The organism is Paenibacillus sp. FSL F4-0087 (genome assembly GCF_038020215.1).
Taxonomy (GTDB): domain Bacteria; phylum Bacillota; class Bacilli; order Paenibacillales; family Paenibacillaceae; genus Paenibacillus; species Paenibacillus taichungensis.
Window position 1 is genome coordinate 2,206,549 of the sequence record NZ_JBBODJ010000001.1, and the last position, 17,028, is coordinate 2,223,576.

15 protein-coding genes are annotated in these 17,028 nt (G+C 48.7%); all 15 read right to left on the minus strand.

The genetic code is table 11. The features are described from left to right. Positions 1-73: 73 nt before the first annotated feature. Positions 74-526, minus strand: coding sequence for a chemotaxis protein CheW (locus MHB84_RS10275; RefSeq protein ID WP_076290569.1), 453 nt, complete (start codon positions 524-526; stop codon positions 74-76). Positions 527-782: 256 nt separating this feature from the next. Continuing rightward, positions 783-1,745 (minus strand): ABC transporter ATP-binding protein, encoded by a 963-nt coding sequence (locus MHB84_RS10280; protein ID WP_076290570.1) that lies wholly within the window; start codon positions 1,743-1,745, stop codon positions 783-785. Continuing rightward, positions 1,742-2,719 (minus strand): ABC transporter ATP-binding protein, encoded by a 978-nt coding sequence (locus MHB84_RS10285; protein WP_076290571.1) that lies wholly within the window; start codon positions 2,717-2,719, stop codon positions 1,742-1,744. Before MHB84_RS10285 ends, MHB84_RS10280 begins: the two co-directional genes overlap by 4 nt. Positions 2,720-2,778: 59 nt before the next feature. Further along, entirely contained in the window at positions 2,779-4,116 is a 1,338-nt protein-coding gene (locus MHB84_RS10290) for a M20 family metallopeptidase (protein WP_076290572.1), read from the minus strand. Positions 4,117-4,208: 92 nt separating this feature from the next. After that, positions 4,209-5,792: an ABC transporter substrate-binding protein gene (locus MHB84_RS10295; RefSeq protein WP_076290573.1), complete on the minus strand. Its 1,584-nt coding sequence runs from the start codon at positions 5,790-5,792 to the stop codon at positions 4,209-4,211. A 65-nt stretch (positions 5,793-5,857) separates the two neighbouring features. Continuing rightward, positions 5,858-5,986: a hypothetical protein gene (locus MHB84_RS10300; protein WP_341143034.1), complete on the minus strand. Its 129-nt coding sequence runs from the start codon at positions 5,984-5,986 to the stop codon at positions 5,858-5,860. A gap of 70 nt (positions 5,987-6,056) precedes the next feature. Next, positions 6,057-6,932 (minus strand): ABC transporter permease, encoded by an 876-nt coding sequence (locus MHB84_RS10305; protein ID WP_076290741.1) that lies wholly within the window; start codon positions 6,930-6,932, stop codon positions 6,057-6,059. A gap of 51 nt (positions 6,933-6,983) precedes the next feature. Then, positions 6,984-7,994 carry an ABC transporter permease gene (locus MHB84_RS10310; RefSeq protein WP_170867904.1) on the minus strand — a complete coding sequence of 337 codons (1,011 nt, stop codon included), beginning with the start codon at positions 7,992-7,994 and terminating at the stop codon, positions 6,984-6,986. A gap of 312 nt (positions 7,995-8,306) precedes the next feature. After that, positions 8,307-9,839, minus strand: coding sequence for a PucR family transcriptional regulator (locus tag MHB84_RS10315; RefSeq protein ID WP_083679014.1), 1,533 nt, complete (start codon positions 9,837-9,839; stop codon positions 8,307-8,309). A gap of 393 nt (positions 9,840-10,232) precedes the next feature. Then, positions 10,233-10,865, minus strand: a complete 633-nt coding sequence (locus MHB84_RS10320) for an aspartate/glutamate racemase family protein (RefSeq protein ID WP_076290575.1) — start codon at positions 10,863-10,865, stop codon at positions 10,233-10,235. 228 nt (positions 10,866-11,093) lie between these two features. Beyond that, on the minus strand, positions 11,094-12,044 hold the full coding sequence (locus tag MHB84_RS10325; RefSeq protein ID WP_076290576.1) for an aminopeptidase: 951 nt from the start codon (positions 12,042-12,044) through the stop codon (positions 11,094-11,096). Positions 12,045-12,063: 19 nt separating this feature from the next. Continuing rightward, positions 12,064-12,735: an AroM family protein gene (locus MHB84_RS10330; protein WP_064642548.1), complete on the minus strand. Its 672-nt coding sequence runs from the start codon at positions 12,733-12,735 to the stop codon at positions 12,064-12,066. Between the two features lie 96 nt (positions 12,736-12,831). Further along, positions 12,832-13,782 (minus strand): DUF1177 domain-containing protein, encoded by a 951-nt coding sequence (locus MHB84_RS10335; RefSeq protein ID WP_072734897.1) that lies wholly within the window; start codon positions 13,780-13,782, stop codon positions 12,832-12,834. Positions 13,783-14,022: 240 nt separating this feature from the next. Next, entirely contained in the window at positions 14,023-16,032 is a 2,010-nt protein-coding gene (locus tag MHB84_RS10340) for an alpha/beta fold hydrolase (protein ID WP_083679015.1), read from the minus strand. 78 nt (positions 16,033-16,110) lie between these two features. Next, positions 16,111-16,731, minus strand: a complete 621-nt coding sequence (locus tag MHB84_RS10345) for a TetR/AcrR family transcriptional regulator (protein WP_072734898.1) — start codon at positions 16,729-16,731, stop codon at positions 16,111-16,113. Positions 16,732-17,028: the final 297 nt, after the last annotated feature.

A 17,028-nucleotide genomic window follows, 5' to 3' on the forward strand; every position in this document is an offset into this window, starting at 1 on the left:
CCCCACAAAGGGGTAAGGAGCATTATCATAAGCAAGCGGATATGTGCTTTGTATATAACATTTCAGCGTGCGTTTACTGCGATTTGGTTAAATTACCGAGCAATACATCCAAATTAAGAATGCCAGCTTCATGATCGTCATTGTGTGCGATTTCCTTGAATATTCCCGTTGTGTAACGACGATATTCTTCCGTAGGCTCTTCAAACCGATCATACATCACCACGGAATCCACGGAATCGACGACGAGCGGTACATAATCGTCGTGATAAGGCACAACAATGATACGCGTGGAAGGTGTAGTCTCCTCGTCAGGCAAGCCGAGCAGGACGCGTACACTCACAACAGAGACCACTTTGCCGTACAAGGGCGTGAAACCCTTAATCTCAGGACTGCCAAAAGGAACGGTGGTTACCGGGAGCATTTTAATAATTTCATGAACTTCATCAATACGAAGCGCACAAATCTGGCTTCCGACCGAGAAATTAATGTATTGAATTTGAACTTCCTCATCCATAGATGTTTTCATACCCTTCTTGTTTTCAATTTCAATAGAAGCTTTTTATAGTCATCTTGATCATGAATAATTACATTTCATGTTGCATTCTCTGTGTTTATATCGGTTGACGGGAGAAAAATTTTTACCCATTTCTTAATATGGAGATACTATCGTCAGAAATAATGGCAGAAGAGAAGATAAAAAAAGAAAAACGCAAACAGAACCCCAGTAAACTGGAGGTTTGTTCGCATTCTCTGAACGTATTTTTCAGCTCAAATGATCACTTCTAATACAAATGGCATGCCACCTGGCGTCCTGGTGAAATCTCCCGCAGCTCCGGGATAACAGAGCGGCATTCGTCCTTCACATACGGACAACGAGTATGAAACGTGCAGCCGGACGGTGGATTTTCCGGATTGGGCACATCGCCGCCCAGGACGATTCGTTCCTTTTGCACATTCGGATCAGGAACCGGAACAGCGGACATCAATGCTTTGGTATATGGATGCAGTGCTTCGGTAAACAGTTCGGAAGTGGGCGCAAGCTCGACCACTTTGCCCAGATACATGACAGCCACACGATCACTGATGAACTTAACGACAGACAGGTCATGAGAGATGAACATATACGTCAGTCCGAATTGTTCCTGCAGATCCTGCATCAAGTTCAGCACCTGAGCCTGAATGGACACATCCAGCGCTGACACGGGCTCGTCACACACAATGAATTTGGGATTCAAAGCGAGAGCACGGGCAATCCCGATCCGTTGCCGTTGTCCACCCGAGAACTCGTGCGGAAAGCGATGTGCCTGATAGGGGGATAATCCGACCACTTCCATCAGCTCTTCGATTCGGCTTTTCAACTCATTTTTTTTCAGATTATGGTGGGTGAGCAGCGGCTCCTCCAGTGTGCGCTGTACCGTCCAGCGTGGATCCAGTGAGGCGTATGGGTCCTGGAACACCATCTGCATATCCGTACGGAAACGGCGCAGCTCTTCTGGCGAAAGCTTCCGTACATCCTTTCCTTCGAAGAACACCTCGCCGTCCGTCGGCTCAATTAGACGCAGGATGGCACGCCCCGTGGTGGATTTTCCGCAACCGGACTCTCCAACCACGGCGAGTGTTTCCCCGCGCTCCACAGACAGCGTTACACCATCGACGGCTTTGACGGCACCGACCTGTTTGGAAAACAGGCCCTTGCGGATAGGATAATGCTTCTTGAGGTTTCTGACTTCCAATATCGCACTCATATAATCCCCTCCTGTTGCAGCAGACAGCGACAGCTATGACTTGGTGCTGTCTCCAGTAATTCGGGTTGTATCGTCTCGCACCGTGCTTCCTTCACCGGGCAACGAGGAGCAAAGCGACAGCCGGACGGCATATGGGCGGGGTTCGGTACCTGACCTGGAATAGATTGAAGACGATCCTGATCACCCGCAAGCTGCGGCAGCGAAGCCAAAAGACCGCGAGTATATGGATGCTTGGGATCGGCAAAAAGGGTTTTGACATCCGTCTCTTCCACCACTTGCCCGGCATACATCACCATGACGCGATCACACATCTCAGCTACAACGCCAAGATCATGAGTGATCATCATGATTGCCATATTCTCTGTCCGCTGGAGGTCACGCATCAAGTCCAGAATCTGTGCCTGGATGGTCACATCCAGGGCTGTTGTTGGTTCATCTGCAATGAGCAGCTGCGGACTGCATACCATCGCCATGGCGATCATCACCCGCTGGCGCATGCCACCTGAGAGCTGGTGCGGGTATTGTTCTGCAATTTTGTCAGGACGGGGAATGCCGACTTTGCGAAGCATATCAACCGACCGTGTCCAAGCCTCTTTTTTGCCCAGCTTCAGATGGTATCGTGCCGCTTCCGAGATTTGTTTGCCGATTTTGAATACCGGATTGAGTGAGGTCATCGGCTCCTGAAAAATCATGGCCATTCGGTTACCCCGAATTCGGCGAATTTCACGCCCGGACAACTTAAGCATGTCTTTCCCCTGGAAACGGACTTCCCCTGACGCCACACGGCCTATCTTTTTGGGGAGCAACTGTATGATTGATAACGATGTAATACTTTTCCCGCATCCCGATTCTCCGACAATACCCAGCGTTTCACCCTGCCGTATGGAAAGGCTGATCCCGTCCACGGCGCGTATCACACCTGCATCCGTAATGAACTCTGTCCGCAAATCCGAAACTTCGAGCAGTTCAGTCATGTTGTTCCCCTCCCATGCCTTTACGTTCTGAACCTTTAGCTTTGCTCCTTCTAAAAAAATTAACGCTTGGACGTCGTGGCTTCTTCGGAAGCCGCACCATTCGAATTCTTCAATAACGTCTCATCTTTCATACCTTCCACGCCCAAATATTTAAGCGCGCTCAGCGCGTACACTTTGGCACACTGGATAATCTGCCATACGGGTGCTTTTTCGTTAAAATTATGAATCGTGGACAGCTCTGCCGGACCATATTGCAATACCGGAATCTGATGATTACGGAAGTGGCGGGCATCGCTGGATGCCCATTGCAGCACACCGTACGCCTCTTCACCACTGACTTCGCTGATACTCTCCACCAATTGGCTCACGATTGGTTCATGCGCTGGAGTCCAGTTGGCATTGCCCTGGAAGCCAAACGGCTTCAGCTCTGATTCTATTCCTGCTTCAAGCAGAAGCGAGCGAGCACGGTCCAATACATCCCGGTAATCCACACCAAATGGAACGCGGGAGTCCACCTGAACAGTGCAGCGATCCGCTACCACATTCACCTTGGTTCCACCCTGAATTGAACCGATATTCACTGTTACATGGTCGAACACCTGATAGGCCAGACCCGCCTTCTCCCGATCACGCGCATATTCCTGCGAGATGCGGATAATATCCTTCACCTCTTCCGGGATGTCCGGCTTGATGTCCCATAGACGCTGCAATGCTTCAATGCCTTTGGCTGCCTTCACAATCGCATTATCGCCTACAATGGGTTGAAGACTGCCATGACCCGGTGTACCTTCCACCGTAAACTCAAACCAGCAGCTCCCCTTTTGTCCAATGGTTGGATGCTGCGGGCTGGATGGCTCTGCAATTACCGCGGCAGTTCCGGTTGCAAGTCCACGCTCCAGAACCCATGGTACCCCCAGGTCACCACCTGTTTCTTCATCCGGAACAATCATCAGCGACAGATCTCCACGCAAAGGCACATTCAACTTTGCCAGAATAACCGTTGCAAAGATCAGGCCCGCAAGCCCACCTTTCATGTCGGATGCCCCGCGTCCAAGCATATATCCGTCCTTGATTTCACCGCAGAACGGATCAAAATCCCAACGGGAAAGATCCCCGGCTGGCACAACGTCGGTATGACCACAGAAAATCAGATGTTTGTCTGACTTGTCCGTCCCTTCTCCATTCAACGTGGAGATCAGGTTAAACATCGTTTCCGTTGCCGCATGTACTTTGGTGTCGATTCCGGCCTGATGCAGATATTCGATAATAAAAGCACTAATCTCACGCGAATCCCCTGGAGGGTTCTCCGTCGGAAAACGAATCAGTTGTGAACAGAGCTCCAGTAATTCATTCTGGCCATCCTCGATTGCATCAAGTACCTTCCTTTTCCAATCCATCCTGTTCAGGCTCCTCTCAATATAGGCTGTATTGTGGTCAGTACGAATTGTAGAAGACAGGCATGACTGCCTGTCCCCCAAATCGTCCGTTTTTACTGCTCCTTGCTAAGTGGGTAGAAACGCAGAACTTCATCCGGGTAATACACGTATCCGCTGACCTTGTTATTCATGCCGACAACCCGGTTGTATTCGTATAGATACGCCCATGGCGCTTCTGTCGTAATAATCTCCTGCGCCTTCATGTATAGCTCGTTGCGTTTCGACTGATCCGGTTCGGCGCCTGCTTCTTCCCACAGTTTGTTAACTTCCGCATTGTTGTAATGAATGTAGTTGGAAGAGCCTTCACCATAGAGCAGGAAGCCCAGATGGTATCCAGGATCGTTAACAAAAGAAGTCCATTTGGAAATGTAAGAGACTAAATTCCCGTCTTTTTGCTGTTCCAGGAACTGCGCACGAGCAACTTTGTTAATGTTCATTTTGACACCGATCTTGGCCAGTTCTGCTTGAATCAGAACCGCATCATATTCCCAATCGTCAAAGCCCGAACCGAGGGTAAAGTCAAAGCTGAACCCTTCCGCATACCCTGCTTCTTTCAACAATTCCTTGGCTTTGTCCAGATTGTACTCGTACACATAGCCTGCATCCGTAAAACCTGGTGTGTTGCTCGCTACAGCACTCTTCATCTCTTTGGCCTGACCATACATGACATCGTTGATCAATTGGTCATAAGGAATCGCATAGTTGATGGCCTGACGCACTTTTTCATTATCAAATGGTTTGACATTGTTGTTCATCGCGAAGAACAAAATGCGATTACTCGCATTCGACTTGATGGTCAAATTACTATTCTCCTGCAAAGCTGCAACATCTTTTGGAGGAATCTCGATCGCCATGTCCACGTCACTCTTGTTCAGCAGCAGCACACGGTTGGAGGCTTCCTTCGTGAATTTCAGCGTGACTTTGCTAAGTTTCGGTGCTCCCTGCCAGTAGTCGTTGTTGGCCTGGAAGACCGCTTCACTGGCCGGGTCCCATTTTTCGAGTGTAAACGGGCCTGATCCCGCGGCATTTGTTTTCAGATAATCGTCACCTTTTTCCTCGACGAGCTTCTGGTCCACAATGGAGAAGGTATACATGGCAATGATCTGGGTGAACATGTGGTTTGCTTTATTCAGTACGATCTCAACGGTGGAGTCGTCCTTGGCGGTCACGCTCTTGATGTCGGCCATTCCGTATAGAAAGCTGCCGGAGCTGGACTTCGCCACACGGTCAAAAGAGTACACAACCGCATCCGCATTGACCGGATTTCCACTTTGGAATTTCAGACCGCTTTTGATTTTGAATGTATACGTTGTATTGTCAGCAGACACTTCCCAGCTCTCGGCGAGCATCGGCTGAATATCCTCCGTGTTGGCTACATCAGCACCATCTACCGTTTTGACACCATAGGTTACCAACTGGTCATAGGTTGCCAGTACCAATGTATCCGAGGTCAGGTCATTCGCCTCCGCCGGGTCCATCGTAGTTCCACCCTCAGAGTAAGCAACCGTCAGTGTTGGCGCAGGTTTTGTTTCCCCTCCTGAGCCGGATGCCGCAGGCTGCTGATTGGCATTGCTGGCACAGCCACCGAGAACAACGGTAAGAGCAATCATTGCAGAAAACCATTTGAGCTTTTTCATTATTAGTTTCCTCCCCTTTTTGAACCAGTCTTGTGATGCGATACTGTAAAACGTTGCAGCTTTTATTAGACAAAGTGAATGTGTGGGCCAATACCCCGGAATGTAACTAACTCATATTCCTGATACCAACCGCAGCAGCTTTCAATCTGCCTACTGACGGTGATGGAACCTTGCATGCCATTATTCCAAGGCATTCCCCGCAAATCGGTTCCCCCAGCCAGCTATCTATGAATCGGTTCTGTAGAGGCAGATGGTAACCCACCCCTATTTTCCCGAACGCAACCTTGGGTCCAGTACATCACGGAAACCATCTCCGAGCAGGTTAAAGCCAAGAATGGATGTGGCTATAGCCAGTCCAGGGAATGTCACGAGCCACCATTGTCCGGAAATGATATACTCCCGACCTTCAGAGATCATGGCTCCCCACTCGGCTGTAGGCGGTTTGACGCCAAGACCGAGAAAGCTCAAACTGGATGCCGTCAGGATGGCAAAGCCCATACCAAGCGTGGCTTGTACCAACAGCGGTGCCAAAGCATTCGGCAGGATGTGGCGAAACAGAATCACTCTGTCCCTCACTCCAATGGCTCTGCTGGCCTCCACGTACTCCTTTTCGCGCAGGGATACGGTCTGTCCATACATCAATCTGGCAAATTCGGGAATACCCACAATCCCTACAGCAATCATGGCACTTGTCAGTCCATTGCCGATGGAAGCCGCGATTGCCATGGAGAGTACCAGCGAGGGAAATGCAAGCAATACATCCATCACCCGCATGATGATATTGCCAGTACGTCCGCCGTAGTAAGCAGCGATTCCGCCCAGCGGAACCCCGATGACAAACGAGATACTGACGGCAATCAAGCCTGTCCAGATGCTGATTCTGGCTCCATACAGAACACGACTCAGAATGTCACGACCATAGTTATCGGTACCGAACCAGTGACCACCTGATGGGGATTCCAGCTTCACAGCCGTATTCGTCACGTACGGATCATAAGGGGCAATCCAGGGGGCAATAGCTGCGATGATAGTCCACATCACGATAAAGGCTAGACCAATTGCAGCGAGCCGATTGCGGAGCAACAGTCTCAGAAAGGTTTTGGGTTTGGGAACAACCGCTGGTGCAGGTTTGGTTCCCATGGAAGTCGGTGCGGCAGTACTCACAGCGGTACTCCTCCTTTCGCGGCGACCCTATTCATAACGGATTCGTGGATCAATCAATCCATAGACCAGATCCACCGCCAGATTTATAAAGCTGAACAGAATGGCACTTACCAGTGTAAATGCCTGAATTGGTGCATAATCGGCAGCCAGAATCGAATCTGTCACATAACCGCCGACGCCAGGCCAGGAAAAGATAGTTTCCGTGATTACCGCACCACCGAGTAATCCGCCAAACTGCAGGCCAAGAACGGTCAACGTGGGAATCAGAGCATTGATCAGGGAGTGTTTGCCGACGACCGCGGTTTCGCTCAAGCCCTTGGCTCGTGCGGTACGTACATAATCCTGTCCGATGACTTCCAGCATGCTGGACCTGGTCATACGCGCTACAATCGCCATTGTCCCTGTGCTCAGGCAGATGGCCGGAAGCAGTAAATGAGCAAGACTGCTTTTGAGTGCAACCATATCTCCGGTCATAAGACTGTCTACCACGTACAATCCGGTAATATGAGTCGGTGGATTGAGGTCTCCGCTGATGCGTCCCATTGGAGCTGGTGCCCAGCCAAGGATGGAATAGAAGATGTAAATAAATAGCAGTCCCAACCAGAAAATCGGTACACATGCTCCAATCAGTGAGAACACCCTGGAGATGTGGTCGATAAAGGACTCTTTTCGAGTTGCAGCGATAATGCCTACCGGAATTGCAACACAGATGGCTATAATCACACTGGCCAATGTCAGCTCGATGGTTGCCGGAAAGCGGGTAGCGAAGTCACTTAGCACCGTATGACCGGTATGGTAGGCAAATCCCAGATTCCCTTGGAGCAACTGTCCCACGTAACTAAAAAACTGTACAAATAATGGCTTGTCCAATCCCATGTCCATTCGGATTTTGGCAATGACATCATCCGTGGCCTGTTCGCCAGCCATAACAATGGCGGGATCTCCCGGAAGAACGCGGGACAGGATGAAAGTAATCACCACAATGCCGATCAGCGCCGGAATCATCTGCAGCAGCCTTCGGAGCGTGTAAGCAAACAATCGATCAACCCCTTTAACTCTGATGTCTCACTTGCTGTTTTACGGTTCTCTGTGGACGGCTCAGTCTTGAAAACTTGTCTGTTTATCCGTCTCTTCTTTGTAATTGTGCTTATTTTAACTAGAATCCGAGCGTCTAACTACGTCCCTTTTAGCTAAAAAAAAGCACAACCGTTTGTCGATTGTGCACTAATGTCTCCTATTAATGTCATGTTAAATTACACCCTAAGACATAGTTCGCTATTTTTCGACCTATATCTACCATAAAGTTCATCTTTGGTATTGCTGTAGAAACAATTGTCCGATTGGCAGGTCCTACACCTCTTGTTTATCCTGCTTCATGTAGTAATACACAAGACACAGATGACAGACAAATTGTTCACGTGGGTGATTCAGGTCGAAGCCCGTAATGTCCCGTATTCGCTCCAGTCGGTATTTCACAGAATTCCGGTGAATATAGAGGCGGTTTGCTGTCTCGATCAGGCTGCCACGGCTCTCCAGATAATAAAAAAACGTACGCAGCAGATCCCCACTGTGTTCATCATCATAAGCACGTAATTTCCCCAGTTTCCGCTCAAACAATGCCGCAAAACCCGGATCATCCGCCGTTTCGCTAAGCAAATGATATACCTCCACATCCTCAAACCGGGTTGTACGCCCACCCGACAAGCGGGAGGATACCAGCAGGGCATTTCTGGCCTCACCATAGCTTTGATGCATATTCCAAAGTGGAACCTGAGTGCCCACGCCTGTCCTGAATTGTCCAAGCTTGTTGGCCGGATCTTCGAGCCATAGTCCAATGGTATCAGACCAGGATTGAACGTCATCCATCCATGCCGCATCCCGAGACTCCGGGGTTGGCAAAAAGAGCACCGCCCTGTTTGTCCGAAATTCAATATGAGGCGCTACCCTCCGTTTTCTGGCCTCCTGACCAAGCAATTCAGTCAATAGATCTTCATCAGGAGCAGTCTCCCCTTCCATCACAGCTACTTCCCATAAATGCTCTGGGTTCATGCCAAGCTTGCGGCCTCTCGATTCGGCTTCATGTGGCAACAGCAGAGGCGGTGTCAGCAGTTCGTCAATGAAATTGCCCCGAAGACGCAATTCGGTATCTTCCGCCACCTTGTTTCTCATCAATTCCAGGGATAATACTAATCTGGCTTGCTCAATGCCAACTTGTTCCATTTCATCCAGGGAGTCCTTGTCCACCAGCAATCGGGCAACCTTCCGCCGATCCAGATTTATCTCCCATACGAGTGGGTCCACAGCTTCTTTCCAGTCATAATCCGGCGGTGAGGACACAATCATCTGACCAGCATTGTCGATAACACCCACAGGTGCCTGAAGCAGCTCGGCCACATTGTCCCCCACCGCCTGAATTCCACTGTTTTCAAGTACCATTGTCATCAGTGTCCGATATACTTCCTCTGACCTGCGGAGAAGTGCGGCCTGTCGATCCAGCACCAGTTCCATAACAGGTTGCGTAATATCCATGTAGGGTATTTCCGGAGGAATTTCAATGATGGGCAGACCGCAGTTATTACTGGCTGCAACGGCTTCCTTCGGGATTTCTTTTAGAAAACGCGCAGGCTTGATAGCCAGAGCAGCCGCCCCTGCTTCATTAAGCGTATAGATTAGTTCTCCGAGCAAGCCGGGATTATCACGAATCGAATAGGCTGTCGTCAGCATAAGCATGCCTTCTCGCAACCATCCTTGCAGATCCGGCACCTCCATAATATCCACGAACCGTACAACCCGATCCAATCCTTGGTGCCCACTAATGACTTTGGCCTTGCTGAGTATAGGAATATTCAACAGTTCTTTCAATGTTATACCTGTCGTTTTCAAGCCTATCGACCACCCTGAGCCAGATTTGCAAATCATTTTTGCATACTGTATCTAATTTTTTTGGATAGTTTACCAGACTATCCGATCAAAAAAAACGGGAATTTCTGTGATATCCGTATGTTATATTTTAATTTCATAAAATAAAGTAATAATAATACGTTGTTAGTAGCAGTTATTACTACAAAAAATATATTTATTACTTTATCGCTTCACATTAGAAAACAAGAAAAGTTATCCCCACACTCCTTGCAGATCAACGCCATGCTATTCCAAGAGCTCGATAACCTTACCAACACAAATAACGCCGGTACAGTTATACACACTGCATCGGCGTCAAAATCAAATTAACCCAAATATAAAATCATCCAATACCCACATCCGGCATTCCGTAGATCAGACATTCAACGCAGACACAGCTGCTCCCAATGAATAGATCGGGTCAAGCGCCCGGATATGCAGTTCTTTTTCCACTTCCACGGCGAAACCCATCGTTGCAAAACCGGTACACGCAAGAACGATGGACTCGGCGCCCTCCGCCTTCAGTCTTCTGGCGGCTTCCATAGCCGCGATTCGCCCCTGTGGTGTGTTGAGATCCAGCGTAGTTACCACACCTTCTGGACGCTCCATTCCAATATAGGCATCACCTAGTATTCCTCGAATCAGATGAGGCACCTCCTCTAGGATGGTCAATACACCTACACGCGCCGCTGATGTGAGTGCAAGATGAGCAGCACATGATCCTGCTCCATAGACTGGGATGTGAACTGCGGCACGCATTTCTGCAAGAGCCGGATCGGCTGCACAACTGATACCGATAGAGGTACAGCCTTCCTGTTCAAGTTTTCGTGCCAGATCTACAATTTTGGGAATCGATTCAAGCTCTGTGGCCTGATCATATACCCCCAGCGGTTGATCGGGAATGCAGCGACTCCGAACCTGAATGCCATAACGTCCTTCAATCAATGCCCCGTGTCTGTGGATATCTTCTTCATGATGAAGTGTAATCACTCTGATAAGACCCAACATCGGCATTCCTCCCCAGGCTGTGGATATCTTGTGTATATGTTACCCACAAACTGTTGATAGTTACCCCCAATTATGTGGATATCTCTTTATATATTGTGAATATGTTGTGTATTTGTCGCTAAATCTACCGCGTAATTTATGCATTGGTCCCCACTGTGGATATATTGTGCATACGCTCTCATTCACTTTTTTTGATCCACAAGGTTATTCCTTGAATCTTCTGCTCTATTATTGATCGAGCAGTTCTCCCTGACGCATAATCAACACATCATCAATGTACACATCCGGCTTCTGCACAACGGCATCAATGTGAACACCTGCTGCAACTGTGCCACCAAAGGTATTGTTACTACCAAAAGCAACATGAATTGTACCGTAGACTTTCTCGTCCTCCAGGACAACACCTGTAATTCGAGCCTTGTCATTGGTACCAATGCCGAACTCGCCAAGAATTCGACCATCACCTTCGCCCAGCATGGATAACAGCTTGTCTCCTTCAGCGCCAGTTGCCGTAACAAGGCGGCCCTCTCTAACCGTCAATAGAACAGGTTCACCGATCGCACCTATTCCTGCAATTGAGCCATCCACCAGGATTTCACCTTCTCCAATACCTTCAACGGGGGCGATGTACGCTTCACCGGAGGGCAAATTGCCGGATTCACCTGGATTGAGGTACATACCTGTGCTTGGCACGCCATTACGTCCCTGAATGGAGAACGACAGCTGGTGTCCATCTTTCTCGATACGGACACTTCTCCCCGCACTCAGCATGGCCGTAACCTTATCTGTCAAAGCCTTCACTTTGGGATATTCTGCGGTAATGGCACCGTTCATGAACATATCATCCGTCATGCCCGGCATCGTAGCTACCCTAGTTCCCGCAGCTGCCGCCTGTTTACGCGCCTGCGTATGGGTTAGCGAATAACGGGTTACGCATACCGCGACATCTGCACGCTTCATCGCTTCGGCAATCGGCGCAGGCGGCTCTTCACCGGATTTGCTCCGTTCCTTCATCACCATAAGCACCGCATCTGCTCCCAATGCCTTGCCTGCCTCATATATGGATTCGGCCAGTTCTCTCTTGGCATCATCCGCTACGACAGCCAGTGTCTCACCACTGCGAAGTCCAAGGCATTCCACCAAAACATTTTTACTGACGTCAATTCGTTGCTGGTTCATTTGTTCGTCTCCTCCTGTGTCAGACCATTTCCGCTACTAGTTTACCCATTAGAGCATTCGACAAAATGACCGGGATTCCTGCGCTGGCATTGGCAACCCATTGACGGTGGCGCTCATCATACCCCATGCAATCCAGTAAAATGAGTTCAACACGCCCCTTTAATGATTCCGTCGCCTGCCGAAACTCATCCTCACCGGATGTATAGGGAGAAGCAGCTGCAAACGCAGGCTGGACCAGGGAGGAAAACTTCAAATCAAGCTGTCCCGCTTGCTCTGCCAAAGGTCCAATAAGCCCCAGACGGCGGCCATCGGCCATGGCCTGTACGGCTGGAGGAATAATACGATCAGGCTCAATAAGGTGCACTTTAGCTGAACGCAGACCCGGAAAGGAACCTGTGCACAGCAGCAGAATATTGGAGACACCCATGGCTTCGAATTCACGAATCTTTTGATTCAGCATCGGTCTGATTTTTTCACGGGATACGATAGCTGCACTGCCATCCTGCAGACGGGAAGTCAACACATATTCACCCGATTCCGGGGCCAGCGCAGCGATTTGAGTTGCCGACAGTCCGTCCAGCACCCCGACCTGAAGGAGTTCCGCCCGCCCCTCCAGGTACTTTTCTAAGACAGGCGCAACATCGGTTCGTGGAGCTTGTCCAATCGTAATCATGCCTAGCTGCTTGGTCATGTTATAGCCTCCTACATATCAGATCGGCTGTAGAAGCCACGTATGTCCACAGCATTATTTTTAACTGCCGCTTCAACCGTGACCTTCTCGACTAAACTATGCAGACGGAGCTGCCTGGATTCCTGGTGTCTGAAGTACTTTCATTGATCCATACAGACGAGTAATCAGGTTATATTCCTCCACATTGTAGAAAGAACAGGTGCCATTCGTGAATTCCTTGGCTGTCTCCACGACCAAACGAACTGCGCTTGCAATGTCAACCTCATGGCTCGCTCCTGTGCCGCATCCCGGAACTGCGGATTGAGCGGTTACGGCTACGCCTACAACAGGTGCATGTGTAGCCACAGCTGGCTGTAAAATGGAATTGATATGGTATAAGTCATTGCCATATGGCGTAATATCCTGCGTCGTAATCGGGAAGGTCACAGGCAGCTGCCCTGTGGTCATCTCCATAATTCGGAGCAAATCATCGCTCACCCGTAAAATATATCCCTCTTTCACCGTGGGCGAAATGGCGATGCCTTTATGGTTAATCACCCGGTTTCCTTTGGTAGTATCAATGGACAAAATAGCTTCCATCTCTGGCAGAACCTCATGTTCGTTCATCTGCAAAATGTCGACCGGAGAGTCCATAAAATCCACCGGTTCATGCGGAAGAGTCGGGGCATCCGGACAGATATGCGTAGTCACAATGACATCACCTTTGAGCGAATCACCCTTGGTCTGCATATCGGCGAGTTTCAGTCCTGCTGCGACAGCAGCGACGGCGCCATCTGCATCCGAAACGAGTCCAATGCGTGTTGGACGGGCGCCGATTCCACCCAGTCGTCCGACAATCCCCATGGTCGGGGCCTGCCCTCCTGACAACTTGCCGTTTGTACCAGGGATGATGATTTTAACAAAATCCGTACTTCCCTTTTCACCTTGTACGGTCAGCACTTCAACGGAAACTTGTGGATATTGAACAAATAGTTGCTTTACACTTTCACCATTTACATAAGCGCTGTCCAGCGCGTCCAGTGCCAATAACGTTTTTTGAAGTGGCATCGTACACATCCTCCTCTTAGCTGTTGATCTTGAAATCAAGTCTATCGCAGTTCAGAAGAGGGTCACAATGTACTGCCTTGCCAAAATGAGCATCGTTTTATTGTGCGACAAGTATAAATGGGAGTGAAAATAACGTTTTCATTCCGTTTATCTAACTGTATGTGTAATATAATTTAACATTTTATTATCGAGTGACCTGAATATTTTGTAATTTAGGGAATGCACACTTCATTTCTTCGCTTACCGTCTCTTCATTTGCCATTTCAAAAGCAACGAAGCTGTTTCTTCCCCATGAAACAGGGGAAAGTGATGCCCATAGGGAAGTTCCACACGTTGAACAGATGAATGGATATTTTCGGGGTGCGAGTATCCCTTATCGTTTGTCCCCCAAACCATGAGTGTGCGCTGCGCATCTGCACTTGTCTGTGACACTTTATCATTTGGATGGGACTGTATCCAGTGGAGCAAATCAGCATTCGCTCCTGCGATGCGGGGAGACTTCAAACCAGAAGAAGCTCTCCTCGCGTAACCTTCCAGCAGGGTTGGATTGATCTCCGCAGCCTCTGCTCTTTTTAACAGCCCAGCCACTTGCTGTGGAGTCATCCAAGATAACAGTCCTTGCAGCATTCTTCTCGGGAGCCTTGATATCAGACGCTGCATACCATCTTTCGAAGCTCCCCATACGGGTTGCAGCATGGCAAGCTGAATATTTTCACGTCCACTCTCCTGCATCACCCCAGCGACTATCGCTGCCCCAATGGAATGTCCTATCAATTTGACTGGCCCTTGTATCTCATCCAGCACACTTCGCACCGCTTCGACCTGCCCTTTGAAGGCCGCCCCTTTTGCCTTGTTCCGATGAATCGGAGAACGCCCAAATCCGGCTAGATCCACAAGCCATATCGGGTTTCCCGTCATACTCCATAACGCTTCTCCCAGCGGGATCATATCGTCAGCACTGCTCATCAAACCATGAACTATCACCCAGGGCTCCCCTTGACCCTCATGGACCAGCACCGCAAGACTGCCCTTACGTGTCCGAGTCCAGCTCTTAGGCAGATCCTCCTGTGAAGGATAGCTGAAACGATAATCCAAATCGGCTGTCACGTAAGGTAATAACTCGCTAACTTCAGGCAACTTTTGGTCCATTCGCTGAAACAATCGTTCCGTTTGCTGAACTTCAAACTCCTGTTTGGTAATAAACGCGATTGATTCAGGCGGTATCCCGCTGATCTTTGTGCCACCAGCCTTCATCGCTGCATGAATCATGGGCAGGGGCACTGACCATCGAGGTGCAGATACATCCAACTCAGCCGCCAGTAAACGAATCAGTTCCTTCATATCCGGACTGTCCGCTTTTCTGGACAACAAGGGATATGTGCCGCCAGACGGATTGCTGTCCCGAGTCAGAAAAACAAGGGTCTGTGCAACCACATCATTGGATACAAGGGGTAGCCAGTGCTGTAGACCACCAGGAATCACCGGCATTCTACGTTTTCTCATCGCCTGTATCATCATGCCAATTCCGCCCGTTTGTTCGGTTGCCCCTGTAGGATATGGACCCACGATTGTACTTGGGTTAACAACAGATAAGACATACGAATGCTGCTCAGCATGCTGTCGAATATAGCGGTCCGCTTCGAATTTCATATGTTCATATGCACTTTCCGAATGGAACACTTTACTAATCAATGAATTCTTCCCGCTCGACTTATCCCCAACACCTTCATTGGGTGATGATATGGACGGATAATCCTTCCTCCCATACGGACTCATAAAACCAACCACGTGGATAAAATGTCTTAATCCGTGTGTGCGCTGGATATCTTCCGCCAGTTCAGCCATGCCTCTTGCTCCATTCATAAAAATCTGTTCTGCCACCTTCGGTTGCAATGTGACATCCATCGTCCCACCTGCATGAATTATGATATTGGCCTGAAGAGCACGTTCACGATCAGCTTTGGTTAGACCGAGGCCTGGAGCCGACAAATCCCCCTGAATATACGTTATTCGGCTGAAATCCGTTACTCCATATGCATTCAGAACCATCCTCGCTTTGGATTCCGAGCGTACAAGCAGTAATAACTGCGCTTCACTGTTCCCAAGTTGTTTTATTGCCTCTTTGCCTATAAATCCGGTACTGCCCGTCATCAAAATAGTGGTTGATTCAGTCGCCATGTTGTTCTTAGCTGGATTGGGGTCAGTCTCACGTTCTGCGTTTAATGATGATGATGAATTATGTATATTCATTTCTAATCTCTCTCCCTTTTTAGTATTATTTATTTTAGTACTATATAGTACTAGTTTTGATCAAAAAAAGAGCTTCGTTTACCGAAGCATCTGACAAAAGGTACGTGCTGATTGTTCAATAATCCCTATATCACGTGCAGTCTCCGCGAGTACAAGTGAACCCTCGAATGCAGCGATAAATAATGCAGCCGCGGGTCCCGGCTCAATCCCTTTACGGAATTCGCCACGATCCACCCCTTGCTGCAACAGCTTTTCCATCATCGGCTGCAGCTCACGAAAGAAACGGGCTATGCTTTCTTTCACTTCAGGTGCGCTGGCAGGTGTCTGCATATACAATGTAATAAACGGACAACTTCCTTTATAATCGCGCCCTTCCATGCCTGCGGACAGTAACGCCATGAACGAATAGATCCGTTCTGTGACCTCTCGTTCACGCTGACTGAGCAGCAAGTAGAGCTCCGATTCATACTGTGCAATCCAGTATTGCACCACAGCCTGGAGCAATTCCTCCTTGTTTTTGAAATGGTAATAGATATTCGATTTGGATACCCCGCTTGCCCGCACGACCTCATCCATGCTGACATAGCTGTATCCCTGACGCAAAAATAACTGAGCAGCCACTTCGACTGCCTTGGTCCGATTAACCGGATTGGAACTTTTGGATTTCACAGAACCTGAGATCGATTTTTGATTTGTCATAAATAGAACTATACAGTACTAATTAAACAAACACAAGTTATGTGTCTAACAAAAGATGATCTTTGCCCCAATTTTCTCGGACTTGTCCACATTTAGAACACTGTACTCACAGGATATCCACATATAGTATTAACTCTGTGTTAAATATATCATTGGGCCTCTAAATATGATGGGGTTATCCACATTCCAGAAGTAGTATCTCATATTATTCTTCCGATCTTTGATAAAATAGGCCCAAAACTAAAAATAGGTCAACCAGAATAGTATTCTGGTTGACCTATTTGAGTTGACTACTTA